This is a genomic window from Luteibacter jiangsuensis, assembly GCF_030812295.1.
Lineage (GTDB): Bacteria > Pseudomonadota > Gammaproteobacteria > Xanthomonadales > Rhodanobacteraceae > Luteibacter > Luteibacter jiangsuensis_A.
The window spans coordinates 466,287-491,562 of the sequence record NZ_JAUSSK010000001.1; the positions used below are offsets into that span (position 1 = coordinate 466,287).

The 25,276-nt window shown below is 60.0% G+C and carries 20 protein-coding genes; 3 read left to right on the top strand and 17 right to left on the bottom strand.

Translation table 11 applies throughout. The features are described from left to right. Positions 1–49: 49 nt before the first annotated feature. Together J2T07_RS02055 and J2T07_RS02060 are read right to left on the bottom strand one after the other, a co-directional pair. A complete protein-coding gene (locus tag J2T07_RS02055) occupies positions 50–1,735 on the bottom strand; it encodes a FecR domain-containing protein (protein ID WP_306846901.1) in 1,686 nt (561 codons plus the stop codon). Positions 1,736–1,877: 142 nt separating this feature from the next. After that, entirely contained in the window at positions 1,878–4,736 is a 2,859-nt protein-coding gene (locus tag J2T07_RS02060) for a hybrid sensor histidine kinase/response regulator (protein WP_306846902.1), read from the bottom strand. A gap of 168 nt (positions 4,737–4,904) precedes the next feature. Between J2T07_RS02060 and J2T07_RS02065 the strand changes: the two genes are divergently transcribed. The 3 genes from J2T07_RS02065 to J2T07_RS02075 all read left to right on the top strand — a co-directional run bounded on the left by J2T07_RS02065 (position 4,905) and on the right by J2T07_RS02075 (position 6,663). After that, positions 4,905–5,537, top strand: a complete 633-nt coding sequence (locus J2T07_RS02065) for a response regulator transcription factor (protein ID WP_306846903.1) — start codon at positions 4,905–4,907, stop codon at positions 5,535–5,537. Positions 5,538–6,088: 551 nt separating this feature from the next. Further along, positions 6,089–6,325, top strand: a complete 237-nt coding sequence (locus J2T07_RS02070) for a hypothetical protein (protein WP_306846904.1) — start codon at positions 6,089–6,091, stop codon at positions 6,323–6,325. An 83-nt stretch (positions 6,326–6,408) separates the two neighbouring features. Next, entirely contained in the window at positions 6,409–6,663 is a 255-nt protein-coding gene (locus J2T07_RS02075; RefSeq protein WP_306846905.1) for a GlsB/YeaQ/YmgE family stress response membrane protein, read from the top strand. Positions 6,664–6,922: 259 nt separating this feature from the next. On the opposite strand, the gene J2T07_RS02080 is transcribed toward J2T07_RS02075, so the two are convergent. The 15 genes from J2T07_RS02080 to J2T07_RS02150 all read right to left on the bottom strand — a co-directional run bounded on the left by J2T07_RS02080 (position 6,923) and on the right by J2T07_RS02150 (position 25,199). After that, entirely contained in the window at positions 6,923–9,031 is a 2,109-nt protein-coding gene (locus tag J2T07_RS02080) for a peptidase domain-containing ABC transporter (RefSeq protein ID WP_306846906.1), read from the bottom strand. Beyond that, positions 9,028–10,137, bottom strand: coding sequence for a hypothetical protein (locus tag J2T07_RS02085; RefSeq protein ID WP_306846907.1), 1,110 nt, complete (start codon positions 10,135–10,137; stop codon positions 9,028–9,030). The genes J2T07_RS02080 and J2T07_RS02085 overlap by 4 nt, the downstream gene beginning before the upstream one ends. A gap of 5 nt (positions 10,138–10,142) precedes the next feature. Further along, positions 10,143–11,351 (bottom strand): ABC transporter permease, encoded by a 1,209-nt coding sequence (locus J2T07_RS02090; protein WP_306846908.1) that lies wholly within the window; start codon positions 11,349–11,351, stop codon positions 10,143–10,145. Beyond that, the gene (locus J2T07_RS02095) at positions 11,348–12,655 is read right to left on the bottom strand and encodes an ABC transporter permease (RefSeq protein WP_306846910.1); all 1,308 of its coding nucleotides are present in this window, start codon (positions 12,653–12,655) and stop codon (positions 11,348–11,350) included. The genes J2T07_RS02090 and J2T07_RS02095 overlap by 4 nt, the downstream gene beginning before the upstream one ends. Before the next feature lie 80 nt (positions 12,656–12,735). Beyond that, positions 12,736–12,903, bottom strand: a complete 168-nt coding sequence (locus tag J2T07_RS02100; protein WP_306846911.1) for a hypothetical protein — start codon at positions 12,901–12,903, stop codon at positions 12,736–12,738. A gap of 11 nt (positions 12,904–12,914) precedes the next feature. Beyond that, positions 12,915–13,097, bottom strand: coding sequence for a hypothetical protein (locus tag J2T07_RS02105; RefSeq protein WP_306846912.1), 183 nt, complete (start codon positions 13,095–13,097; stop codon positions 12,915–12,917). 76 nt (positions 13,098–13,173) lie between these two features. Beyond that, the gene (locus J2T07_RS02110) at positions 13,174–14,229 is read right to left on the bottom strand and encodes a radical SAM protein (RefSeq protein WP_306846913.1); all 1,056 of its coding nucleotides are present in this window, start codon (positions 14,227–14,229) and stop codon (positions 13,174–13,176) included. Between the two features lie 964 nt (positions 14,230–15,193). Continuing rightward, entirely contained in the window at positions 15,194–15,679 is a 486-nt protein-coding gene (locus J2T07_RS02115) for a toxin-activating lysine-acyltransferase (protein WP_306846914.1), read from the bottom strand. A gap of 12 nt (positions 15,680–15,691) precedes the next feature. Continuing rightward, entirely contained in the window at positions 15,692–17,449 is a 1,758-nt protein-coding gene (locus J2T07_RS02120; protein ID WP_306846915.1) for a hypothetical protein, read from the bottom strand. 35 nt (positions 17,450–17,484) lie between these two features. Further along, on the bottom strand, positions 17,485–19,257 hold the full coding sequence (locus J2T07_RS02125; RefSeq protein ID WP_306846916.1) for a hypothetical protein: 1,773 nt from the start codon (positions 19,255–19,257) through the stop codon (positions 17,485–17,487). Beyond that, the gene (locus J2T07_RS02130) at positions 19,254–21,374 is read right to left on the bottom strand and encodes a peptidase domain-containing ABC transporter (RefSeq protein ID WP_306846917.1); all 2,121 of its coding nucleotides are present in this window, start codon (positions 21,372–21,374) and stop codon (positions 19,254–19,256) included. The genes J2T07_RS02125 and J2T07_RS02130 overlap by 4 nt, the downstream gene beginning before the upstream one ends. A 32-nt stretch (positions 21,375–21,406) precedes the next feature. Continuing rightward, positions 21,407–22,330, bottom strand: a complete 924-nt coding sequence (locus tag J2T07_RS02135) for a hypothetical protein (protein WP_306846918.1) — start codon at positions 22,328–22,330, stop codon at positions 21,407–21,409. 41 nt (positions 22,331–22,371) lie between these two features. Then, positions 22,372–23,475 (bottom strand): ATP-grasp domain-containing protein, encoded by a 1,104-nt coding sequence (locus tag J2T07_RS02140; protein ID WP_306846919.1) that lies wholly within the window; start codon positions 23,473–23,475, stop codon positions 22,372–22,374. A gap of 151 nt (positions 23,476–23,626) precedes the next feature. Then, entirely contained in the window at positions 23,627–23,800 is a 174-nt protein-coding gene (locus tag J2T07_RS02145) for a hypothetical protein (protein WP_306846920.1), read from the bottom strand. A 154-nt stretch (positions 23,801–23,954) separates the two neighbouring features. Beyond that, on the bottom strand, positions 23,955–25,199 hold the full coding sequence (locus tag J2T07_RS02150) for an HlyD family secretion protein (RefSeq protein ID WP_306846921.1): 1,245 nt from the start codon (positions 25,197–25,199) through the stop codon (positions 23,955–23,957). Between the last annotated feature and the right edge of the window lie 77 nt (positions 25,200–25,276).

The following is a 25,276-nucleotide window of genomic DNA, read 5'->3' on the forward strand; positions in this document are numbered from 1 at the left end:
GACATCGGCGAGGTTCCATGCGTCGGTTCGGCTGCAGCGGTTCATGGCATCAAAGTAGCAGCCACAGCAACGATGCACCGCCGCCTGCCGCTGCCCAGCGGCAGGCCACGCATGGCATGCGCGTTTTCTGCACCGAGCCCCATGGTCCGGCATAGCCGTCGGTGTCGATGGTTTGCACGCGTACATACCATTTGCCGGAAGACAGCTTCTTGAGGTCGATTTCCGGTCTGTCGAGCGTGGCATCCACTTCTGGCCGGGTGAAGTCTGGATGACGCGCCAGTTGTACGTGATAGCGCTGACCCGGTTGGCCCGCTGGCCAGCTCAGTGTCAGATCGCCATGCGAGCGCTTGGGTTCGCCAGGTACCGGAGCGGGTGGTTCGGATACCAGATCGAAGGGAAGTGCGTGGGTGTACGGACCCACCTTGCCGGTGTCGTCGCGGCTGGCGATGCGCCAGTAGTAGCGGCCAAGAGGTAGCGAATGGGCCGGGCGCACCTCGCTTCCCGTCACCTGCGGCTGATCGGCCAACAGGTGTTCGAATGCCGGGTCGCTAGCCAGCTGCCAGGCGTAGGACGTAGCCTGCTGGCTTTCCGTCCAACGGAATGCCGGTCGGGTATCGCGCACCCGGCTATCTGGCTGCGGCGACACGATCAGCGGCGGTCGCGGGTGGTTGTCGATGGATATGGCCGAACAGGTGGCGTCTAGGCCTTCGAGCGCGCTTGTGCCGACACCGCGCACGCGGATCGCATAGGTGCCATCGCTCAAATCGGGAATGACCGCACGGGTATCATCGACGACGCGGTCCAGCAGCAGGGCCTCGAATTTCGCACTGGACGCGACCTGCACGCGATAGTGCCGGGCGCCGTTCAAAGCCTGCCACTGAAACTCGTAAGGAAACTGATTGATCGGGACTACCGGGCATTGCAGTGCCGGTGCCGGAAGCAGCGATTGCGGTTGTCCCGGAGAAGCTTCCCCGGCGGTGGTCACGCCCAGTCCGGTCGTCGCCAGTACATGTCGCTTGTCGTTGCCGACATCGACCTTGCCGGAGATCACCTCGGTTCGCGCCTCATCGGTCGCCGAATCGGCGATCACGCGAAAGTGGGTGCCGCGCACGCTGGAAATCGTGCCTGGAGTCGACACATTGAATCGCGCGGCGTTCCCGCTCATGGGGGTAACGTCACTGTTGATGCGCCCTCGCTGCAGACGTACGCGGGTGTCGACCATGCCTGTGTTTTTGTAGGCGCTAAGCCGATCAAGAGCGAGCTCGCTGTTGCTCTGCACGAGAATGCGCGAACCGTCCGCGAACTCCAGGGTGAGGCTGGAATCACTCTGGGTCACCAGCGTAGCGCCGTAACCGAACGACATGCCTTGCGTCACGGGCATCGCCTGCGCGGTGCCGGGCAGGGTGGCTGTGGCATGGCCGATGACGGCAATCACCCTGGCCCTCGCGGGTTCCAGCCGCAGCCACGCCACCGGAATGTGCAGAGTCATGCCCGGCGGCAGATGAAGCGGATCGGCGACTTTGTTGTAGTCCTGGAGTTTCTGCCAGGGGATGCCCGGTTTCAGGTAACGCCCGGTCAGATCCCAGATTGTGTCGTTGGGACGTACCCGATAGTTCCAGTCGGCAGCCGGCGTGGCAAATGCCGGTGCAAAAAATATAGGACCGAAAGCGATAGCGAGCGACACAGCAAACAACCAGCGGCGAAGCCGGGACTGCCCCAAAACCTTGCGTGACATAACCTCACTCCTGTTGCGCCCCCAAGCGCTCCGCCGCGCGATCCTTCCAGGCACGCCGAACCGTCCGGATTCGACAGGCCTGATGCGGCACAAAGACGGTGTTATTATCGTGAAGTTTCGGAAAAATTGCTATTTGACCTGTCTATTCAGCTAGTTGGTTATTCAGGCCTGAGAGCAGGGTCTCGACTTCCAGGGCAAAACCGGGCAATTGGGAGAGGGCGTCGTTCGCCTGTTCCGTATGCAGGGACTCAAGCAATTGCTTGCCCTGGCTAAGTAATGCGCCATCGTTAAACAGTTGTAGGGCACCAAGCAGGCGATGCAGGCTCAAGGATGCCGCCGCCGCGTCGTCCATTTCGACGCAACGGTGTAGTTCAAGCAGGTCGTCGCGACTGGCGCTGGAAAAGGCCTGCAGCATTTCGGCGTACAGACCCGCCTCCTCGTTACCGCCGGTCAGTCTGGCCAGCTGTACGGCGTCGGAAGCATGGGGTATATGGGCACGCGCGGATGCCGGTTGTTCCGGCAACCACTGGCGGATTTTCTGGCTGAGCGGGAGTAGTTGCAGCGGTTTGCTCAGGGTGTCGTCCATGCCGGCGTTGCGGACGCGCACGGCCTCCCCGGCCAGGGCGTTGGCGGTCATGGCGAGGATGGGAAGCCGTCGTTGGCGACCGGTCTCCGCTTCGTACTGGCGCCATGCCATAGCGAGTTCGTATCCGCTCATCAAGGGCATGTTGCAGTCAGTGAGCAGCATCGCGTATTCGTTACCGATCAGGGCCTCCAAAGCGTCCCGCCCGTTGTCCACCACTTCGCAACTCAAGCCGAGGATCGCCAACTGCCGAAGGATCAGCTTTTGGCTCACCGGATGGTCTTCGGCGACCAGGATGTGCCCGCGATCGACCGGTACACCAGCCAAGAACAAAGGCAACGGATCGGAGTCCGCTATCGCGCCCGACGATAGCCCCTCACCGGTCTCTTGCAATGTTTCATCGCGCAGCTCGAGTGCGACAAGGCAGGCGCGCACCAGTGACTGCCACTTCAGCGGGTTCGCGCTCAGGGGCACCCGGTCATCCCCCACCGTCGAAGGACCTGCATCGCCGGTAATGGCAATGACATGAGCACTGATCAGGGACTCACTGTCTTTATCGGCGGGGTCGATAAACAGCAAGCTCGCCGCCATGCCTTCGCGTAACGCTTGCGATGGCATGGCTTGTTCCACCGTCATGCCCAAGGACTTCAGGTGCTCGCTCAATGACCTTGCCGTTTCAGCCGAGCCGATCCTCACGACCGCATGGCGCCCATGCAGTCCGGCGGGTGCGACGACTTCTCGCCGCACTACAGAGAGGCGGACTTCAACTCCCACCGTCGTTCCCACGCCGGGCTCGCTGCTCAACTCGACCGCGCCACCCATGAGTTCGACCAGATGGCGGCAGATGGCAAGGCCCAACCCGGTGCCTCCATAACGCCGGCTGGTCGAGGCCTCGGCCTGGGTGAACGGCTTGAACAGCGTGGCCTGCTTCTCTCCTGGAATACCGATGCCGGTATCCGTGACGCTGATGCGCAAGTGCTGGCGATCGCTCTCGTCGCCAAGCACGACCATGCGCACGGCTATGCTGCCCCGCTCCGTGAATTTGATGGCGTTGCTCAGCAGGTTCAATAGGATCTGGCGCAGGCGAACGCTGTCGCCGCGCAAGATGCCTGCGACGGTGGCATCGATAGCAATATGGATGCCAAGGCCTTTCGTCTGAGCACGTGCCGCCATTACGCTTATGACGTTGTCGACCAATACACGCGGATCGAATGGCGTTTCGTCCAGCCTGAGATCACCCGCTTCGAGTTTGGAAAAATCCAGGATGTCGTTCAGTACCTGGAGCAATACGTCCGCAGAATCCTCAACGGCACGTAGAAGCTCACGCTGCTCAGCGTCGATCGGCGTGCGTCCGAGCAATTCAAGCATGCCGATCACGCCATTCATTGGCGTACGGATTTCATGGCTCATCGTGGCCAGGAAATCCGCTTTTGCCTTCGATGCACGCTCGGCGACATCGCGCGCAATTCGCAGGGCTTCGTTGCGCGCGTTGAGTTCGGTCGTATCGATGAAGTAACCAATCAGCCGCACGCTTCCATCAGGCAACTGCTGCGTCGCAAGCGTCGCGCGAATCCAGCGCAGGCCGTCGCGGCCGAATGCGCGGAAATCGAGCGAGCGTTGCCCCGGGTCGGTGGTGGCGGGGAAGATCAGTCGACCGAAAGAGGCCATATCGTCGGGATGAATGCGGCCTTGCAACACATGCTCATGAAGCACGTCGCCCGTGCCGAGTAGGTCCACCAATTCCAGACCGAACAGGGCGCGCGCATCGCCGGCGGAAAACGTGAGATGGCGGACCCCCTGTGTGTCTCTGAGTATGGTGAAGACCACCACGGGGATTTGCTGAACGATGTCGCGTAAACCCAGGTCGGTGATCCGCGCGGCGCGTTCCGCGTCACGAAACGCCGTGACGTCGATGAGGATGCCGATAGACCCGACGAGTTGCCCGCTCTCCGTGAGGATCGGGCGATTCCATAACAGCGCCTGCCGCGGCATGCCGTCATCGAATGTGTAATCGATTTCACGAGGGTCGTGTCCATCCGCTGTTCCGCCGAAACCTTCACTCAAGATCGCCGCCGTCATCGCTTCCGCAGCGGCGGGGTGTTGTCGGTAATACGCATTCGTGCCGACGATGCGTCCATCAAGGTCATGGATGGCCACAGGCGCAAGCAATGCGTCCAGGGCGCCTTCGGAAAACGAACGCTGAGCGAGGAGTTCCTCATGCAGGCGCCTGGCCTTGCTCACATGGGCTTGCAGCAGCCAGGCAAGCCCCATCGCCACGACTGCCACCAGGATCAGCAGCACGGCGAGCACAAGCGTAGTGGCGGAAATAGGGGTCGCCTGATTGTTGATCCAGGTGACTCCATACGATGCGTCGAAGGTAGCGATCCCGGGCAACAGATGGGGCAGTGTGGTCGGCATATCGCTCCTCGACGCCGCAGTGCTGACTGAGTTCATGGCAGGCTTTGCTGCGCGTTCATGTTACAATTACCACCAATTCATGCACAAATCATGCCGCGTGCACAGATTTATACGCGGTGGTGATGGCTAAGTTATGGGCTAACCGTAAACCGTAGGGTGAGGTGCGCAGTGCGGGTCATTATTTCCGACGACCATCCTGTTGTACTGATGGGGTTGAAAGCAGCGCTGCAAAGTTACGGGGACAGGTTCAGCATCATTGGCGAGGCGAGCAATGGCAGGGAGCTGGCCAGCTTGCTGTCACGCGAACCTTGCGATCTGCTTATCACCGATTTCTCCATGCCGGGCGATCAGCCTTCCGAGGATGGCCTGTCCATGTTGGCCGGGATACGCGAAAATTATCCGAAGCTTTCCATCCTTGTACTCACGATGCTCCGCAATCCCGCTCTGGTGCAAGGCATGCTTGCGATCGGGGTGGGTGGCGTCGTCGACAAGATGGCGATGACCCGGGAGCTGATACTTGCGATCGATGTCATCTGCGCGGGACGCATCTATCTCAGCGAACGTACGCGTAAACAGATCGAAGAGACGGCGATAGCCAACAACGAGCCGGGGTCGATATCCCCGCGCGAGGCCGAAGTAGTGCGATTCCTGGCGCAGGGCCTTACTGTCTCCGAAATCGCCCGCCGCACAGGACGTAGCGTGAAAACCGTCAGCCAGCAGAAGCGCGATGCCATGCGCAAGCTCGGTCTGGACGGCGACAAACAGTTATACGACTACGCCCGCTCCAACGGCCTGTTCTAAGAAAGGATAGCCGCCACCGTACGGCTGGTGTCACCTACGCCTCGACCGCCTCGACCGCCTCACGCTCGTGCATCGCGGCGGCGTGGGCGGCACCTTTCAGCCCGTCTAGGACTTTTCTGATTCCAATCGCGAGGCCAGTCGCTCACATTACGAACCACGAGATGTGACGGCATCGTGCCCCAGGGCTGAACCAGGAATCCATGCACGTCACACAACGGTTTTCCGCATACCAGGGACGTGTATGTGTCGACGATTACGTCGACGGCAGTCGAGTCCGCATTTGCCCCCGATAGGGCTTGGCTGCCGGGATTTAGTTGTAACTAGAGAGGGGTAGAGCATACGAGATGCTGCAACACTTCTTGCGCACGGCTGACGCCATCGCAATACCCAGTCATCCTGGTCCAATCCAGTTGCCGATAAGGCCACTTATGCCTCCCCCTGTACATGAGGGATTGGCGCTTCAGCGCAGCTCATTGCTAGACGTGCTGTGTCGCATTGAAAGCCATCTCCATCTCAGTGCTTCATCCACGCTCGGCGCCAGGGAGGTTGCGATGAGACGTGACCTCCACGAACTGGTGAGCACGGTCGACCCCGAAGACGCTGTGTCGCTCGCCGAAGTTCGTCTACCCATGTTGCGCAGGATTCTATTGGCGGAGTGGGGCGACGCGGCCCTGGGAGATTATGCCTCGCTCGTCATGCTGCGTTCGGTGGACCGCCTGGTTGCGGTGGACCCGAAAATGCGCGATCTGTTCCGTCGGGCTGTGGTGGCGCTGAAGCATCCAACGTAAAGTTGCCTTCCAGGCCTAAACTGGCCCAGCGTTTTCAGCCGACGGTCGTTTCGTCCACAGGTATCTTCACGGAGTCTCCGACAATGGCATCACACGGTATTATCGTATGGCTGATCATCGGCGCAGTAGCCGGTTGGCTTGCCGGATTGTTGGTCAAAGGCGGCGGCTTCGGCGTGATTGTCGACATCATCGTCGGCATCGTCGGTGCGTTCATCGGCGGCTGGCTGGCCGGTGTTCTTGGCATCAACCTTGGCGGCGGCCTGCTCAGTTCTATCGCTACCGCGACGCTTGGTGCGGTGATACTGCTGTTTATCTTACGCCTGTTCAAACGGGCTTAAGTCGATAGCGGAGTTACAGAAGCGCCGGCAAAATGCCGGCGCTTCTGTATGCCGTCAATCGGATCACACAATGAGCATAACGTGGGTGTAGGTTGGCCTACAGTGCAAGCGGCTGATTCTTAAGGCGTCATATCGATGAGATGGTGTCAGGTATGGAGCAGTAAGTGATGCCAGGAATCTCATTGGCGACAAGGGTTTCGGTCGAGCCTGTATCGGGGTACCAAAGCCTACTGGGCCTAGCGCACGTTGGGCTACACGATCACGCCGGTTGTTGTACCACGGTACGCTCCGTCACCGGAGCATCCCGCTCACCTACCTCTGGATAATCCAGGTGGATCACACGCTCCGCGGACGCGATCGTTTCGGGACGATGCGCGACCATCATTCGCGTCATGTTCAAGGCCGCGACGTTACGGCTGATCAGGCGCTCGTTCACCACGTCAAGATGGCTGGTGGCCTCGTCGAGCAGGAGCAATTGTGGCCTTCGATAGATAGCCCTTGCCAGGAGGATCCTCTGTTCTTGTCCCGCCGAAAGTGCAGATCCCATATCTCCGACCAAGGTTTTGTAGCCCATCGGGAAAGCCTGGACCTCGTCGTCAATGGCTGCCAAGCGTGCGGCGTGAACCATTCTCTCTTGGTCGCGGTCCGTCTCGAAGAAGCAGATATTGTCTTCAACAGAGCCGGAAAAGAGTCTGTCGCTTTGGAGTACGGTGCCACAGATGGAACGGAATCCGCCGCGCCCAATGTCCGCGATATCAACGCCATCGTAAAGAATGCGTCCCTCGGTCGGTTCCAGAAACCCCAGGATGAGTTTCACGAGCGTCGTCTTTCCGACGCCTGACGGACCCGCCAAGGCCACGGACTCGCCCGGCTTGATGGTTTCGTTGAAATGGCGAAGGATCCACGGTTCGTCGTCCGCGTATCTAAATCCGACGTTCTCGAACCGAAGCGCACCAACACGTGTCGGAGAGAATCCCTTTCCAAGATCTTCCTTGGTCTGCTCGGTGATGTCCCGCAAGCGATCCACATGAAGGTCGAGCAGCCGGAGCTCGATCAAGTTATCGACGAGCGCCGCCGCTTTGAGCAAGAACATCTCGACGTAGGCCACGGCCGCCACGAATGCGCCAATGGTAAAACTGCCGCCAAGCACCCCGCGCGCGCCCAGGGCGATGATTCCGAGGCGACACAGCCCCATGATAGCTTCGTTTCCCGAACGTGCCATGGAACTGAGGAACTTAACGCGGATCATCTTGTTGAGCGTGAGCGTGAACAGGGACGTGAACCGGTCCGTTCGTCCGCCATGATCATTGAAGAGCTTGACAGTGGCGATGCCTCTGACCGATTCGATCATGAGACTTTCCTGCCGTGCGCTGGCATTGAGTTGCTCCTGATTCGCCAGCATCAGGGGGGTATAGATAAACAGGCGTATGGACCCGTATACCAAGAGGGTAGATGCGGCTAATAGCGTGAACCACCATGAATAAGCCGAGATGAGCGCCAGTGCGATCAAGGAGGTGCCGCCATCGATGATCGAAGATATGATGTTCGTGGACAGGATCGACTGGATTGACTGGATCGAAAGGTAACGAGACAAGACGTCGCCTATATTCCGCTTCTCGAAGTACGGAAGCGGTAACCTGAGCAGGTGATGGAAGACATCGCTACCCCAGCGCCTTACAAAAGACGCGCTGACCGAGGCGATAGACCAGTCACGGGCTACGCTCAAGGTGGCTTTGAGCAGGATCGCGAAAGCAAAAAGGCCGCTCAAAAGATAAAGCAGGTTCACATCGCGTGCACCGATTACCCGCTCAATCACCCATTGCAGCAGCAGTGGACCGACGAGACCGGTAAGCTCAAGGCATACCGCTACCAGCAGGAGTAGTGTGCCGGCACCGACCAGCGAACGCATGATATTCCGCACTTCATTGCCGAAACGCGGCGGTTTTCTGTACGCAATGACCTCGAAATTTTCGTCCGGTTCGGCATCAATGGCGTAACCGGAGAACTGACGAGAGAATTCCGCTGCGTCAATCTCGCATCGGCCTTTCGCTGGGTCATGCACGATGTAGCGGTCGCGCTTGACGCCGTCGAATACGACAAAGTGATTATTGCCCCAATAGAGTATCAACGGTCGGCCGAATCGCTGCAAGACATTCGGTGAGCAGCGTATGACCCGTGCTTTCAGGCCGAGATCGTCTACTACAGATGCCGTGCGACGCAGCGACATGCCCGATAATGAGGACGCGTAGCGCGTGCGCATCCAGCTGAGATCGATACGGTGTCCGTAGTACTGGCCAATCATCGTTGCGCACGCTAGGCCACATTCCGTGATCTCGGCCTGGAGGATAACCGGCAGTCGCTTCCTCATGCGTAAGCCACACCGTCGACAGAACATGAAGAGAGGTGGCGAAGCCCGTGAACGCGATCGCGCAGCTGCTCCAGGCGCCATGCGATTTCGCTGTCCCACCGACCATCGAAGAATGGCGGCACGTCACGGAATATCCGATAGCCACTGGTCGCGGCAGCCTCGCGCCATGTCGTCAGTCCGCCAAGTCGTTCGAGTTCCGCGCCCGCCCTGGCCGCATATTCCGCGTCCGCGAGGCACTCCGCATATTCTTCCGTGCGTTGAAACAGTTCCGTGGCGCATGCAGTGTCTCCGCAGGCGAGTCTCAGAAGGGCGGCACGGAACAGAATCCTCACCATGACGTGGTCAGGCACAGCGTTAGCGATGGGCACTGGCAGGCGCAGCAACTCGATGGCCAACTTTTCCGAAGGTTGGAAGGCGCCTTGTTGCGCCGCCCATACGGCCCTGTAATACATGCCGGCGAGACGGGTCCTGGCATCGGTAAACCAGGCACGATTCGACAATCCGGCGTTGACCATGCCCATATCCCTGTGATGGGTGCCAGCGATGATCTGCTGCTCGGCAAACAAAGGATGTTCCTTTCGGCCAAACAGGCGTTCAATCCGCCGGAAGTGGCGAGTCAGCTCGTCTGTGCTGGAGATGGACAAGTGAAAATACTCGCCGGCGAAGACGCTGGCGGCGAAATGCCGGTCACTTTCGCTACCTATGCTGACGCCATCGAGAGTCACGCGGCCGTGGATTGCCAGGCGCCGCAGGGCAGCGAGCTTTTTCGCTGAACCTTTCACATCGCCATCGATGCGATCAAGCCGGGCCAGGTTTACCCAGGGCTGCACGACCTCGTCCATGGCACGCTCCGCGATCGCGTGCCGGATCTGGTCGATGCACTCACGACGAGCTGCGGTGGTTCCGGACGTAAGTAACGTCAACAGCGAGAAGTTGTTCTGTACGGCTGAGAACTCGCTTGAGGCGATCTTTCCGCCCCTCTTGGCAATAGCGGCCGCCTTCTCGATCAGCCCATCCAGCCAAGGCAGTATGGGCTTGCGGGGTGTCCGTCCGGTGTCGACGAGCGAATCGGCGGTGATGAGCCTGCGAAGATCGATAGTCGCCATGGGCGTTATCTCAGCAGCAACGCCGGATCTCGGCGGACCGTTCGTCGTAGGGTGAGGGAAACCGCTGAAAAACTCACGAGTAACATCCCCGCCACTGTTGCGATTACAAGAGATGCCGGCAATCTGGCAAGGCCATATCGTTCCGCCAACTGTACGTTCACGCCGATGGCCATGATCGTACCAAGTACCACGCCGCTACCTGCCACGAAGAAGTTTTCGCAGGCAAAGAAAAAGACAATATCGCGCCGCATGGCACCAAGCGCTCGCATGATGCCGATCTGCCGGAGACGACGATGCACGAGGAAATGAGTGAGAGCAGCCAGTCCGCACGCCAGCATCGTAAGGAGGATAACGGTGATGACGAGAAGCAGCCGAGTTACTGCCATGTCGGAGGCGAAGTATTCCCGCCGCTTCTGCGGAAGAGTGAACACATCGGCCTGCACATGCCCCGGGTTGTGCAGTTCCATGGCCGAAGCCGCTTGGGAAAGAGCGTTATCCAGCCGTCCCTTGCGAGCGCGGATGGTAAACGCACCACCGACGTTTTCCTGCTCAATGCGTATCTCACTGACGATGCCTTCGTCGTCTGTCGGGGCACCCGTCAACTGTGAGCGGAGGTGGCGCACGACACCGATCACCCGCATCGGGTTGCCGTCCGAGTACAGAACCTTACCCAGAGCGCCGTCATCGGGGAACAGGTGCCGGGAGAGGCCCTCAGTTACGAGTACAGGAAGAACGCTGGAATCCGTCAGGGAATCCGCGGGAGGCGGGTCATTTTCACTGAAGGAACGCCCCTGCGTCACGTCGACGCCGAGGGTGTGCGCCAGCCCTTGGCTTCCCTGGAAGAGGTAGGCGGTGATCGAAGTGGAATGACCGTCGGCACTTCGGCGAACCTCAATCGTGGATGTATTCATCAGGGGAGGCGCACCATACGCGGCCGATTCCACGTCAGGAATTTCGCGCAGAAGCTCCAGGTTTTGTGAGGCGGTCGAGGGATTGGATGCACCGATCACCCCGATGCTCCGAATGACGCCGATGTTGGCTTCGTCTATGCCAGTCGGCGTTTGCCAGCGGTCTTGGGTGGCGGCGACGACGGCCATGGCGTTGATGATCACCGCAGTCAAGACAGCAACCTCTAACAGCAAGAGGACGTGGATGAACTTCTGCCGCCGAAGCATGGCAAGAATGGTGGGAATGATGTCCAGGAATCGGTTCATAGCGTCTTGATCAGTTGAGCCGGCGCTACCCGAGAGGATCGGAGGGCAGGGTAGAGGCCAACGGCGAACATAACGATGACCGCCACAGCGACGGATTGCGAAAGCGCGGCGGCGTCGACGTGTATCCCTTCCATCAGGGTGGGCGATTGCCGCTGGATCATCCTGAAGCCCAGCCAGGTCAAGGGCACGGAAAGAATCCCGCCGGCGAGACCGGCGATGCCGGCTTCGAACAGGCATTGCAGGAAGATGTCTTTACGGGTTGCGCCGAGCGCGCGACGGATGGCTAGCTCGGAACCGTAACGTGAGAACTTGGCCACGAGCAAACCGATTGCACTGATCATGCAGATAAGAAAGACCCCGGCGCCAATCACGGCTTGCATGCGAACAGTGGGTGGTACCACGTGATTGACTTCCACCCAACGCCGCACGTCACTAAGCATCGGCGTAGCGTTGACTTGGAAACGACCGGACGCTACTTGGCTGCTGACGTAGGCTTGCAGATTTTCCCGAAAGCGGGCGACGGCGTCAGGTTCCGTAAGGCTTACCCAGTATTGCACCCAGGTACAATTCGGGGACGTGGGGTGTTCACCGGACTGCCCGCTGGCCGGCCAGCAGTGAGTAGGACCAAAACCGTAATCCTGCGGAAGATCCATCCAGGTCCTGAACGGCATGTAGAGGTCTTCCGCATTCGCGAACGGCCCGCTGCCAAGGTCGTAAAAATGCGGTTTCGGATTGAAATCGTCGACGATGCCAATGACCCGGAAGGTACGCGTCGCGATCTGCATTTCCTTTCCGACACTGTTCTTTCCGCCGAAGATTCGTTCATTGGCCACCCGCGATAGAACCACCACCGGTGCGCGGTCGTTATCATCGGCGGAGGTCCAGCCTCGGCCCGCCAGGAAATGGAGGCCAAAGAGGCTGAAGAAGCGCCAAGTCGTCGCCCGCGTGTGGGTCATCCGCAGTGGGGAGTCGTCGCCGCCGCGCTTCGCCGGCAGACGATTGGCGCTCATCATGGCGGCGGCAGGAGAGGTCGGTAGCTGGTATAGCGCCTCTGCGTCCTGAAGGGTCAGGTCAGCGGGCATCGCGGGATCCCGCGCGATCACCTCTGCCGGGCGAGGTTCTATCTGAGGGTGGAAGATGGTGTAGCTGAGCCCGGGCAGTGGGTCTCCGCCAAGTCGCTCTACGAGGGCGATCGCTGAAAACGGCGCGCTGATACCCAGAGCGACGGCGAGCACCATGAACGCCGACATGAGCGGATGCCGGCGGGTGCCATGCCATGCGGACTCAAGGGAATAGCCAAGCATTCAAAAACTCTCCCACGGAACGTCGGAACGGTGCCGCCGAAGCGGCACCGGGACTTAAGGACCGGTGGCCCTCGTCCATGTCACTGACAGGAGTCCTTGTTGTGACAGAACACCCCCGACACGGCTTCGGCACTGGGGCCGCCGATCGACGACTGGATGCCGCCGCTCAGGCGGGAGACCTGCTCCGCGTCGACGATGTCGAACAAGCCATCTTCGTCATAAACAAAAAGCTTCGACTCGTTGCTCATGCTGGTTTTCCTTATTTGCAGTTCTTGTCATTGGAGCAGGCGAATCCTGAAACAACCAGTCCTTCCCGGGCACCCGCCATGGATGCCTGGATGCCGCCGCTCAGGTCGTACGGGGATGCATCGTCCTGGATGTCGAAGAGGCCATCTTCGTCATAAACGAACACGATGCCGTGTCCTGTCGATCCATTACTCATCTTCCATTCTCCGTGATTGCACAATGATTGACGCGCGTTTCCTCGCGCGAGACCGATCCTCCATGAAACCGTGGCGTCATCCGTACGAGTGAGCCGGGCAACCGAGCTCTTCAGGATTGCGGCTAAGGTGACCGCGAAGCCAAAAGTTCATGCGCTCATCGTCGATCTGCACGCGGCCGTCTTCGAGAAGGCGGCCAACGTCGTTACCTTTGCTATTGAGGGCGACGGTGCATTTGCCGAGCCTGCCGTCCGCCCTGATCATCAGGTGATTGGGCTTGGCCGCGTAGCAGATGTAACCAAATTGGTGATCGTCTTCGTTCGAAGACTTGGCCTCTGCCAAAGCGTCGGACTTGAGCTTGATATCCGTGACCTTAATCGCACTTTCGAAAATGTTGCCGACGCCATTGGAGACGGCAAAGCCAGCCTTCACGAGCCGCTCCTCGATACGCAGGGAGATGCGGTGAGCGTCCGCCATCGAGATGGTCTGCATTTCCTTTGCGTTAAGATTGGTCCCGCCGAGGTCGGATATATGGCGTACGTAGACGCTATACCTCGGGTCGCCGCCAAATTGGGCCACGATCTTCTCTGTCAGTTCGTACAACCCCTGCTCGTTGCCTGGCATGATGTGAAGCCGAAGGATGGTCTCAAATGCGAGGTCAGAGGAATGAGCGGAAACGAGGTTCGCCCAGATTTCCCTGAATGTCCCCGATCCATTCGCGTACCGACGCGAGCGGTTATGGGCTTCCTCGTCGCCATCCAGAGATATCTGGAAATTGCGTTGTCGGCGGGAAACCAAGGCTTCCAATGTGGAAGGGTCCAAAAGGAACGCGTTGGTAGTGAGGCCGCCCTCGAACTCCTCCAGATCCCCGCGTTCATAGAAGCCATAGGCGTAGTCAGCAAGCTCGTGGACGATGTCCTTGGCGACCAAGGGTTCGCCGCCAAACCATTCGAACTGCAATGACTTTAGTCCCGCGTTCTCAACGCGCCGTCTGATCAAGTTCTTGATGCCGTCGACGACCGGGCGCTTCATCTTGCCAATGGCGAAATCTTCATAACAGTAAGTACAGCGAAAATTACAACGCTCGGTTGGCAGGATCGTAAGGTGAAGGTGCCTGTTTCCATCATGCCGCATGACATCCCCTTGTCAGTTCAACCAATGAAGTACGCGTACGCCACGGCGACGCAGGTGGCGATAGAGACGGCACAAAGGATCGCTACCAGCACCGCCGAAGGCGGGGGTGTGACGTCATCTGCTTTGTTTACCGAACGGGCATCAGGCCATCGCATAGCGGAGCCCTGCCGAGTGTCTCGCTAGACGCTTCGCGGCCGGGTGGCCGCCGTGTGGCCGACGGAGTCGACTCTTCCCCATGACCTGCATCCTTGCCTCCTTCGACGGATTCACGAGGTCGTGGACTTATATATACCAGCCTAGTTTATAGAATCCATAGCAAGCTTTTGCGATCCGTCGGCCTCAGCGCGGGTCTGGAGCGCGCCCAAGGAGACCTTGTTTCGCTTCGAATGCGCGTCAGGCCGCATCTATCGCTGATTTCGCGCCGGATCGGTGGGGAGTTGTGTCGCAAGTTATTGCGACTTGTAGGGATTGCCCTACAGCAGGATGCGCTGTTAGCTGACATCACCACTTCACAATTATTCTGACGTCACGATGTTAGGGCCGACGTTTGATCAGCTAGATGGCACTTCGAACAGTGCCCATTACGTAGTTGCACATTCGGCAAATGGTCCAGGGTGGGTTGCTCGATATGCACCGTCTCGACTGAGGGCATGAGCCGGTAGGAAGTCGCTGTGTGCCGATCAAGTGCCTGACTGGAAGTCGACGCCAGAGCGATTAGGGATGGTTATCAAAGGTGGCGTCAGTATCACGATCCTTTAGTTGTCCACCTCTATGCGTAGGAAAGATAAGGACAATGGCCTTGATTTTGGACAATGGCAGTAGCGTTGCTTAGGCCAAATGGACAGGTAGACCGCTCAGGGAATCGGCGTAGAACGCAATGCAGTGGACGTGTTGGTTCGTCGGGGGCTATCGCAGCGTGAGGCCTGCCTCTATCTGGGTCTGAGTCGGTGATCATGACCGGGGCTCACTGTGAGCAGGACGGGGCCACGTCGAAATGCGATCGCTTTCTCGCCCGAAATGTCCTCGAGCGCAACAGCGATTCCTCGGCATCGCGCTTGAGTGAGCGCGCCAGAGGGAAATCTCCCAAGGTCACGTCGCGAAGGTGTCGGATGACGGGGCGGGAAAAACCGGGAAGACAGACCAGATCGGTCACCCAAAGGTTCAGCCCTTCGTTCCATTCGCTCAGATGAAGCAGGTTTATGACGTCCCTTTCCATAAGCGCCGAGACCTCATCGGCGAGGAACGCCCATGTTGCGTAGCCGACGGGATTGCCCTGTTCATCGAAGTAAAGAACGAACTGTCCCAACGCGACCGGGGGAGTGAGCCAGTTGGCGATCGCGGAGATCGGGAGCGCTTTGCGCGACCCCGTGCATAGCAGCTGGGTGATATAGCCAAGTGCCTTCGCGGTGTCAGTATGATGTCCGTCGGGTGATTCGGTCAGTATTTTCATGTCGCGATCGTCTCAATCGGGAGGCTGGTAGAACCGGTCCGCCGAGGGTATTTCGACGGTCTGGTTGGCGATCGCTATCGGTCCTCCGCACTTGGCATCGAGGCCGCAAGAAGGTAAGACAAGAGACACTTTGCCTCGACCCTGATCATGGGACGCAAGCGGAGGAAGCATGGCAAGGGCTATTGTCCGGCCGAAGATGGCCACCGTTTCAGCGCAACGCGTTCCCTCGACGATCAGCGTCCGATCGCCGGATACTGGATCGGCGCAGTACAGCGCCGCGCTGTGGCTGCCGCTACGCTGTGCGAGGAGCACCAGTCCCGGGGGCAGCGATGGCCAGTAGCGACGGGATTTAGACACGCACCCCTCGATAAAGTGCGTAAATGCATCCTCGGCGTTCGCTTCGCCAGACTTCAATAGGTAGTTCGTGAGGCGGACCAGGTTCTCCCTCACTATGAGCCGTCGCGGAGCGCGCCAGCGAGCCATGGCGGCCTTGCATGAATCCACGGCTCCAATGGCTCCCGTTTCCGTCCCGGCGTCGCGGAGCAATGAGGTCAGTCGATGGGCCAATGCGTCGGCGACGTCACGCCTCCCCGACTGGTGACCGAGTGGTCTGGCGGCAAGGTAATCGACGAGGGTCTGCTGCTCATGGATGAATGCTTCCCTGGCCTCGGCGAGGATCCTGACCCTTACCGCGGAACGTGCGGCGGGAATGCTTTCGAGCGCGAAAGCCTTCGTGCAGGCTTCGTCGAAGGCGGTCAGCGCGATTTCCGAAAGGCGGCGAATGACTACGTGGGTTGCGGGAAGCTGCTGCGTTGCCGGCGCGTACTTGCGAAAATAGAAGGCCAGCGAGTCAACCATCGGCTTCATATAGCTGAACTCATCGCCGAAAGGTGCCGCCGCACGGACCGTGCGCGCGCGCCGCCAGTCCGGAAGCGCCCGGAACGATCCGAAGTCGACCAGCTCGCCGTCGACCGTCACGTTCGAAGAAAAATACCCACCATGATGAAGCCGGTGAAACCAGCCGTGGCCTATCTGCCGACTGATCCGGTCTAGCGTGTCGACGATCCCGGTAGTGGTTACGCCAAGTGAGCCATCCGGGCCGGCTTTGTCGCAGAAGTTCCCGATCGCTTCCCGTGTCCGTTGTGCATCCTGGAACTGGGGTGATTCGATTGTTCCGCCTTTTCCGAAATAGATGCTGCGCTCGAAGTGGGCGGGGCGGATGAAGTTGGGCCGTACGGCGATGGCTCGATGCGGTTCGAAACTGCCGTCCGGTCTCTGCAGAACATCATTGATTCTCAGGATCGCCACCGTTGGAACCGCGCCATGGGGGAACTCCGCATCGGCAATTTCGCCGAGAATCGCTTCACGTATGGCTTCTTCTAGCCACATGCATCCATGTGAGTGATACCAGTCGGCTGTCTTCCCCACCAGCGACGTCGGACCGATGCCTTTAGCATTGAATGCCCCCACGTAGCCGCAGCGTCCACTTCCGCCATGGTTGGGGGTGCCGCCGGGTGCGCCGTAGCGATCGGCGTGCATCGTGCGGGTCGACGACGTATAGAACTCGTCGGGCTCGTGGTCGCGTGGCGGTCGGGGGGCCGCATACGCGAAATCGTTCTTCAGAGCTTGGACGATGCGCGCCCGGGTCGATGGCTCCAGGATGTCTACGCCTTGGCTCAGGAACCAGCGCTCGTTGATCCAGACGACGTCGGCGGATCGCAACTGCCTCGTCTCGAATGGCATGCCCATCGAAGGCGAGAGTGCTTCCATGCTTCTCACGCCGGCCCGTTGCGGTACCGCGTTCGTTAGGTCCATTCGGCCGCTCCGGCTGGCGGTTCGATCCGGCGGTCGAGCATCCACGCGATTAGAGGCGCCATCGCCCAAAGGAGGGCGAGCAGAGCGCCCTCGGCATGCGGGCGTGAGTGAAGGCCGTTTAGAAGCAGTACCAGCCCGACGATCGCGGTCGAGGGCAGGAAGACTTGGATATACCGTGCGAGGGCTTCGGGCCCTTTGTCGACCTGTGCGCTGGTTCGCCATTCGAGCAGGTCCTTACGGCTCCAGGTCATTCTGTACAAAGCGCGTCCGATGGCGTCGATTTGTAACGTCGCCGTGACCGGCAGGTAAGCCAGCCACAGTATCTTTTCGAGGATCGCGAGCGACAGGAATGAAAGGGCCGACCTTATCGTGCGGAAATCCCCACGAAAGGTCATCAGGAGGAACCTGAAAAACGTGGACGCGAACATGATGGCCAGCATAAACGTCGGCACAGGCCATCCCGATTCGCGGCCGACGGAGTCACCTACGAGAAGGACGCCCAGACAGGCCGCGGGGATGATAGATCGCCTTGCGTTGTCCACGATCTTCAGTCTGGACAGCACGGAAAGCGGGTTTTTTTCCGTCTTCCCATCTTGGTTAAGGACCCGCGGGAGCAGCCAGCGCAGGTTCTGCCAGTCGCCACGCGTCCACCGGTGCCTCCTGGCCAGATCGGAGAGAAGGGTGGACGGGGGGCGTTCCTGCAGCGCGGGGTCGTAGGCGATGCCCGAGCGGAGATAAGCCCCCTCAATGAGGTCGTGACTGAGCAGGCAATTGTCCTGAAACCGACGGTTCAACACCCGATGGGCGACCTTGACGTCATAGATTCCCTTGCCATAGAACGAGCCCTCGTCGAACAGGTCCTGGTAGAGGTCGCCGGCGGGCGCGACCGAGCTCGATGAGAGGGACTGGCTCCACGTGGACCGAGCCCTGTCGACCGTGACCCAAGGAATGGGCTGTATGACCCCATGGCCGCGGATCACCGTGTTGGAGCCGCTATCGACGACGGGCTGGTTCGCCGGGTGTGAGATCGTGCCGATCAACCTGAGTGCGCCCCCCGGTGGGAGGGGAGTGTCTTCGTCGAGGACGATGACATAGGCGATGCCGCCCAGATCCCACGGGGTCCCGACAGCGAGTCCGAATCCCTCGGTAGCCTCCCCCAACAGGTAGCTATTGAGATCCTCTATCTTGCCCCGCTTTCGCTCCCGGCCCATCCAGCGCGCATCCTGGGAATTCCATGCGCGCTTCCGGTGAAACAGAAAGAAGCCACCTCCACGCCGTGCGTTGGCGGCGGCTATCGCCTCGCGCAAGCGAGCAAGCAAGACCTCGTCCGAGGTAAGGTCAGGTGTGGTGGCGTCGGCAAAGTCGACCACCAAGCAAGCCAAGAGGTTGTGCTGGCGGTTGCCGATCATGCGCAGCTCGAGGTCGGCGACGAGTCGGTCCGCCTGCGCGAGGCTCACGACGAGCGACGGTACCGCTACCAGCGTCCGGCTTGCCTCGGGAATACCCGAGGCAAGCTCCAGCGACGGCAGGTGCGGTTGCACTGGGAGGCTTCGGCATAACTGAGCCGTGATGTCCCAGGCGGCATCGCCCACCGCGATGAGCGTGAGAATCACCAGTACGACGAGCAGCCAGGAAGTCCCGAACGTGGCCCACGCCGGACAGACCACCAGCAGAGTTAACACTGACGTCCATGCGAGAAACCACGCGGAAAACACCGCCAGATTATTCTTCCAGCCATCCTGGTCACCACTCGGCTCGTTCATCGCTCGACTTCCCTTTGCACCTCGGGCCACAACGGTTCGGTCGCTCCCACGGGCGAGAGCGAACGCACGATCTTTCCGTTCTCGAGAACCAGGACGCGATCGGCGCTGGCGATGGTTTCCGGCCGATGTGCGACGATGATCCGCGTGAGTTCGAGTCGGCGCACGGCGTCGTTCACCTCACGCTCCCGTTTCACATCCAGATGGCTCGTGGCCTCGTCGAGAAATAGGACCAGAGGCGCGGCGTAGAGCGCGCGGGCGAGAATCACCCGCTGCTTCTGTCCCCCCGACAGTGCGCTGCCCATGTCCCCGATTAGGCTCTCATACCCCATAGGCATGGCGCAGATATCGTCATGAATGGCAGCCGCGCGCGCGGCGTCCTGCACGCGATCGATATCGAAGTCCGGGTCGAAGAAGCCGATGTTCTGGGCGATGGTGCCGGCGAAGAGCTGGTCCTCTTGCATGACCGCGCCGATGGCATGGCGGATTGAGCCGCCGTCCGCGCCGGTGATATCCACGCCACCGATGCTGATCGATCCACGGGACGGCTTTAGCACGCCGAGCAGAACCTTCATCAACGTGGTTTTTCCACACCCCGACGGGCCGACGAAGGCGACAGATTCGCCAGCGACGATGGAGAACGAGCAATCCTCGAGAATCCACGGTTCGCTTTCGGAATACCGAAACGAAAGCCCGCGAGCCTCGATACCCAATGAAGTGCCCTTGAAGTTCGCTTCGCGGGCGGGTGGCATAGGTTCCGGCTCCGACAGGACGACATCTGCGAGCCGACTGCCGTGCAGACGCAGCATGCGAAAATCGAACGATTTGTCGATCAGGCTGCCCACTCGCTGAACGAATTGCTCCTTGTAGGCAAGGTAAGCGACGAGCATGCCGACCGAGAACGACGCGTGCATCGCCAGCGATGCGCCAAGCCATACGACGGCGACCCGTTCGAGGCCAAAGATCAATTGGTTCACTGTCAGGAAGGCGAGGCCGGCGCGCGCGATCGCGTTTTCGAGGTTCGTGGAGTTCACGACCAGATTATCGTGCGCCACGCGGCGAAAGGATTCCCTCCCGGCTACTTTGAGGCTCTGCATGCCCCGTACCGTTTCAAGCAGATGGGTCTGCTGCATGGCGGAGGCGAGAAGATGTTTTTCGTTAAGGGCTCGCACCTTCCGGAACGCCAGCGTGCGGACGGTCAAGTAAAGCGCGGTGGCCGCAACCGACAGGGACGCGAGGGCGGCGCTGTAGAAGCACATCAGCCCGAGAGTGATCGTGGCCATCACGCCGTCGATGATGGCTTCGACGAAGCCGGTCGTGAGCGTTCCCTGGATGGTCTGGACCGAGCCGATGCGGGATGTAATGTCGCCAAGATGTCGCCTCTCGAAGAACTCGAGCGGAAGGCGCAGCATATGTGCGAAGACATCGTTCAGCCACTGCATGCTCAGCGATGCGGACAGTTGCACGACGGCGAAGCCGCGCAACCAGGTGACCACGGCCTGGAAAACCGTCGCCAGGCCGAAGGCGAGCCCCAGCACGGTCAGCAGGCCGCTGTCCGCACTCACCAGCGCTTGGTCGACCACCCACTGAAGGTAGAAGGGCGCCAGGAGCACGCACGCCTGGAGCGTCAGCGACAAGCCGAGCATGGTTCCCAATGCGGACTTCAGACCCCTGATAGGGCCCATCAGGGATCGGATGGCCACTTCGGGCTCGGGTGCCTTCTGCGTGAAATCGGGGCCGGGCTCCATCTCCATGACGACGCCGGTGAAGTGCTCGGAAGCGTCTGTCCAGGAAAGTGTCCGTTTTCCGTGTGCCGGGTCGACGATTTCCAGCACCCCGCGCCCCGCGCGCGTGAGCACGACGAAGTGATTCATGTCCCAGTGCAGCACGCAGGGCGTCCTAACCTTGCGTAGCTCGTGCAATTCCACCCTCAGCGCGCGCGCCCGCATGCCGAGACGATGTGCCACGTCCATGAGCACACTGAGTTTCACGCCTTTCATGGACGTCGGGAAGCGCCGACGCATCTGTGCGAGGGTAAGGTCGTGGCCATGCCTGGACGAGACCATAGCCACGCAGGCGATGCCGCATTCTGCGGGCTCGGATTGCAGAATCACTTTCATTCAAACGCTTCCCTGTCCTCCAGACCGCACGGTCACGGCTTGGCAGCGGGCGTGATCACGCCGAGCTGTTGCCTGATATGTTCGTCGACGACCCGTTCGTTGAACGGTTTGGTGGACGGGTTGCCCTTTCCGTCGTCCTTGAACTGGGTACCATAGATCTGCGGGAGGTTCTTCGACCATAGGAATCGGTCGAGCGTGGCCGCGGCGATCCACGCCGCCGACGATTCACCTTTTGCCATGGCCGCCAGAGCGAGCGAGTGGGCGAGCAGATAGTCGTCGGGTGTGGTGCCGTGCTGCATGATGAACGCGGCTTCCTTGAAATCGTTGCCGGTGTGCAGCAAGCCATTGGCGACAAGTTCATGCGTGCGCGTGCGGCGCGCCGTGTCTCCGGCGGACACCGCGGCCCAGTCGATCGGGTTTTTCTGCCGGACGTCCTGGTCCTCCTTGAACATCCGGTCCATCTCTGCGTTCGGCTGATCAGTGTCACCGACGACATAGGCGCGACCGGGTTGCCAATCGCGGGCCACGGTCTCGCTCGTGTCCGCATGGTCGAACAGCCACGGCCCGAGGCCAACGCCCGGCGGGACGCCGGCGATACCCACTTCGACCTTGCCTGATCTGGGCCTGAGTTCGAAATCCTTGACCTTGCCGGAGGCGTCACGGAACGATACCAGCGCATAGGCGCCCTTATCCGAGAACGCGGAAAGCGGGTGACTGTCGGCTGTCGCGTCGGCGACGGAGAAAAGGTTGTTGGTGACGTTCATGCCCTTGGGTTGAATAAGCTCACCTGTCGGCGCCCCCGAGGCATCCCCGATGCGCATGACGATCATCGCTTTGCCGTCGATGTGTAGCGCCCAGTTTCCGCTAACCTCCTTCAGGGTGGTAGCGGCTGCGCCGGCAGAGAACGAAAGGAAAAAAATCAGAGTCCAGGCGGTTTTGTGTAACTCGCGTGCCATCTTTATGCTCTCCAAATGTTTTTCGTTATCGCGAGCACGCTTCAGGCGAGCTCGGTATAGAACGGATTTTGCGCGGAAAACGACGTAGGTCCGTTGCCGGAAGGCGCGGAGAGCGCATGGAAGTCGCCGGACGCTTCGAAGCCTCGCGTGGAGATGTGCGTGGGCAGGGCGGTCGTGCCGGCCCGTCCCTGGTTCGCCAGCATGCCCGCGAAGGATGCCAGCAGGGGCAGTTCCGGAACTAGCTGTTCAACGAAAAGAAATTGCCCCGACGGATTGACCTCTAGGAAGTGCGCGTCACCTTGCCTATCGACGACGATGTCGAGGCATCCATAAGACAGCCCCGCCTCGTCCATGAAGGCGAGAATAGTTTGCTCCAGGCCGTTATCCAGCTTGACGGCATCCACCGAGGTATCAGGCCCTTCGATGAACATACGTGCGTCGACGAAGTATCCTCCATCACGCTTGGTGATTTTTGCCGCATGGACGGTTCGCCCGATCACCGTGACGCGAAGCTCGAGAGCCTTCTCGATGAATTGTTGATATATCGAAGGCGATGCCTCGACGGTGTCCCGGTCGAGCTCGGAAGTGCTTTCTATCAGGCTTGTCGAGGCGAAGCGAAGCGTGTCGCTGGCGACATGGCGCCAGTAGTGGGGCGAAAAAGGCTTCACGGCAACCCGCCCCGTTCGCTCAACGAAGGCGCAAACCGCTTCGAAACTGTCGGTGATGATCGTGGCCGGAACGCGAAATCCCAACCGTCTGGCCAGGGCCAGCTGTCGCGCTTTGGTCAGGTGCCGTGTTCCGATGCCACCCACGACGAACGGCGACATGCTAGTGGCAAGGGTCGCCAAGCATTCGTAGGCCTCCGCGCACTCCCGGACGACAAAGGTCCTCGCATGATCCGCGATATGGTCGAGGTTGCCGTGCCGGATGGGCCGTCGGTGCCAGACCGAGTGAAAGCGTTCGTACTTCGCCCCGTGCATCCATATCTGGCCGTCTCCACTGGCCGGGTCGAGCATCAACCGCTGTTCGGCAGACACGCCCACGCCGTCCCAGATCAACGCTGTGTGGCCGATTTCCCGTAGGGCCCACGCTACAGCGACGGCGTGATAATCGGTGGAGTTTCCTAAAATCAGATGCGATGGCATGCCCAAAATCCCTGTTCTGGCCAACAAAAGCTCCCTAGTCACCATAGGGAGCCGACTTGCGCCTTCCGACGCCACCATTGGGCAGCCAGAGGGTCGTTGTGTCCCGAGGGCGATGCCCCGACATCATCCGCGGCGCAACATCAGTGGTGTTTTACCACTCGTAGTCGTAGTCGACGTCACCGGAGCCATGGATGGGGCCCGGGCTTCCGCCGCCGCTGCCCGTGACAGTGCCGGAGTTCGTGCCGGCACCGCTGATTTCTTCGACTTCGGCGCCCGTCAGGAGACGGCCATACGCGTAGCCCATCGGCTCAACCTTTCCTTTCATTTTTTCACACCTCGTTTTCCATGTGGCGCGATCCATCTATCCGTCGATGAATTACGTCATCGTGCGCGTTTGCGCGTAGTACCGGTTCGTCCTTACCGGAATTCTTCTAGCCCCCGGCCCCGTCATCGTCCGCCCTCGAATTTAGGAGGACGGGTCAGCGAGATAGCGAGTGCCCTCTGAGCGAGTAGATCGGTTCAAAGAGCCAGTCCAGCAGCGTGCGGCGCTCGCCGAGAACGTCTGCGTCCAGCGTCATTCCGGCGAGCAGGGGCTCCACCTTTCCGTATGCCCTTACCGCTTGTGCGTCGAGCGCTACGGAGATTCGATACTTCGGACTTGCGCGGGAGTCCGATGCGTCAGATGCGATCGGGCTGCGCGATATGCGTAGTACGTGACCGGCGAAATGTCCGAATTTCTGGTACGGGTACGCTCGGTACCGAAGAAGAACGGTGTCGGCCGGGCGAATGAATCCGATGGCTTCGCTTGGCACGAGCAATTCCGCCTCAAGCGCGCCGTCACCGGGCACGATGCTCATAATGGGCTGGTCGGCCTTGACCGCCTGTCCAGCCTTGGAAAACACCGCCGTGACTACGCCAGCCACCGGCGCGGTCACCGTGAGGGAGCCATCGGCCTGGATCTTCACCTGATCCTGCCGCAGTGAAGCGACATTGCGCTCGAACTCGGCATCGATTGTCTGACGTTGCGAGGGAAGTTCGGCTAGGGCTTGCTCGAGCTGCGCTTTTGTGCGGCGGGCGCTGATCAACTCCCGTTCGAGGCCTTCAACTTCGCTCTCGTATGAGATAACGGAAGACTCTTGCTGCTTGATCTGGAGAATGCTTACGTACTTGGCGTCTCGAAGCTGGTCGAAGCGTGCAAGGATCTCTCGCGAGATGGCGATCTGCTTCTTCCTTGTGGCTATCTCGGCATCGATCTTGGTGTCTTCGTCCTTTGCCGCCTTTAGCTGGTTTTGCAGCCCTGCGGCTTGGGCGTCGAGCTGGCGTAGCCGGGCGATGTGGCCCTCAGTTAGGGCGTGTTGGCTCCCGTCGATCGTCGCGAGAATTGCTGTCTGCGTATCGCCGCTTTGCTGGGTCGATCGAGGGACGGTTATTATGGCTAGTGGCTCATTGCGAACCACGCGTTCGCCTTCAGCGACAAGTACGCGTTCAATTACGCCCTGCTGCCTGGGGAATACCGTCGATAGCCCGCTTACCGGTACCAGTTCACCGCTAACGCGGGTCCTGCGTGCATAGCTGCCAAGTGCGAGAAACGACAGGGTCCCTATGGCAAACCCCACTACGACACATGCCGCTAGTCGAATCGAAAGCGGCTGCGATATCGATGCACCGCCTAACCACCGGTTGTGTCGAGCGCGAACTATTTCTTCGCGAAACAGTTTGTTCATCGTCCTTGAACCCTATGAGCAACATCGCATGTTGCCTACCAGATTTACGCTAGTACTTTATCGTGGATTCGTCAACG

Excerpts from the sequence above, each read along its gene's own strand:
- J2T07_RS02055 (WP_306846901.1), bottom strand. The coding sequence starts at position 1,735 with ATGTCACGCAAGGTTTTGGGGCAGTCCCGGCTTCGCCGCTGGTTGTTT.
- J2T07_RS02060 (WP_306846902.1), bottom strand. The coding sequence starts at position 4,736 with ATGCCGACCACACTGCCCCATCTGTTGCCCGGGATCGCTACCTTCGAC.
- J2T07_RS02070 (WP_306846904.1), top strand. The coding sequence starts at position 6,089 with ATGAGACGTGACCTCCACGAACTGGTGAGCACGGTCGACCCCGAAGAC.
- J2T07_RS02075 (WP_306846905.1), top strand. The coding sequence starts at position 6,409 with ATGGCATCACACGGTATTATCGTATGGCTGATCATCGGCGCAGTAGCC.
- J2T07_RS02080 (WP_306846906.1), bottom strand. The coding sequence starts at position 9,031 with ATGAGGAAGCGACTGCCGGTTATCCTCCAGGCCGAGATCACGGAATGT.
- J2T07_RS02085 (WP_306846907.1), bottom strand. The coding sequence starts at position 10,137 with ATGGCGACTATCGATCTTCGCAGGCTCATCACCGCCGATTCGCTCGTC.
- J2T07_RS02090 (WP_306846908.1), bottom strand. The coding sequence starts at position 11,351 with ATGAACCGATTCCTGGACATCATTCCCACCATTCTTGCCATGCTTCGG.
- J2T07_RS02095 (WP_306846910.1), bottom strand. The coding sequence starts at position 12,655 with ATGCTTGGCTATTCCCTTGAGTCCGCATGGCATGGCACCCGCCGGCAT.
- J2T07_RS02100 (WP_306846911.1), bottom strand. The coding sequence starts at position 12,903 with ATGAGCAACGAGTCGAAGCTTTTTGTTTATGACGAAGATGGCTTGTTC.
- J2T07_RS02105 (WP_306846912.1), bottom strand. The coding sequence starts at position 13,097 with ATGAGTAATGGATCGACAGGACACGGCATCGTGTTCGTTTATGACGAA.
- J2T07_RS02110 (WP_306846913.1), bottom strand. The coding sequence starts at position 14,229 with ATGCGGCATGATGGAAACAGGCACCTTCACCTTACGATCCTGCCAACC.
- J2T07_RS02115 (WP_306846914.1), bottom strand. The coding sequence starts at position 15,679 with ATGAAAATACTGACCGAATCACCCGACGGACATCATACTGACACCGCG.
- J2T07_RS02120 (WP_306846915.1), bottom strand. The coding sequence starts at position 17,449 with ATGGAAGCACTCTCGCCTTCGATGGGCATGCCATTCGAGACGAGGCAG.
- J2T07_RS02125 (WP_306846916.1), bottom strand. The coding sequence starts at position 19,257 with ATGAACGAGCCGAGTGGTGACCAGGATGGCTGGAAGAATAATCTGGCG.
- J2T07_RS02130 (WP_306846917.1), bottom strand. The coding sequence starts at position 21,374 with ATGAAAGTGATTCTGCAATCCGAGCCCGCAGAATGCGGCATCGCCTGC.
- J2T07_RS02135 (WP_306846918.1), bottom strand. The coding sequence starts at position 22,330 with ATGGCACGCGAGTTACACAAAACCGCCTGGACTCTGATTTTTTTCCTT.
- J2T07_RS02140 (WP_306846919.1), bottom strand. The coding sequence starts at position 23,475 with ATGCCATCGCATCTGATTTTAGGAAACTCCACCGATTATCACGCCGTC.
- J2T07_RS02145 (WP_306846920.1), bottom strand. The coding sequence starts at position 23,800 with ATGAAAGGAAAGGTTGAGCCGATGGGCTACGCGTATGGCCGTCTCCTG.
- J2T07_RS02150 (WP_306846921.1), bottom strand. The coding sequence starts at position 25,199 with ATGAACAAACTGTTTCGCGAAGAAATAGTTCGCGCTCGACACAACCGG.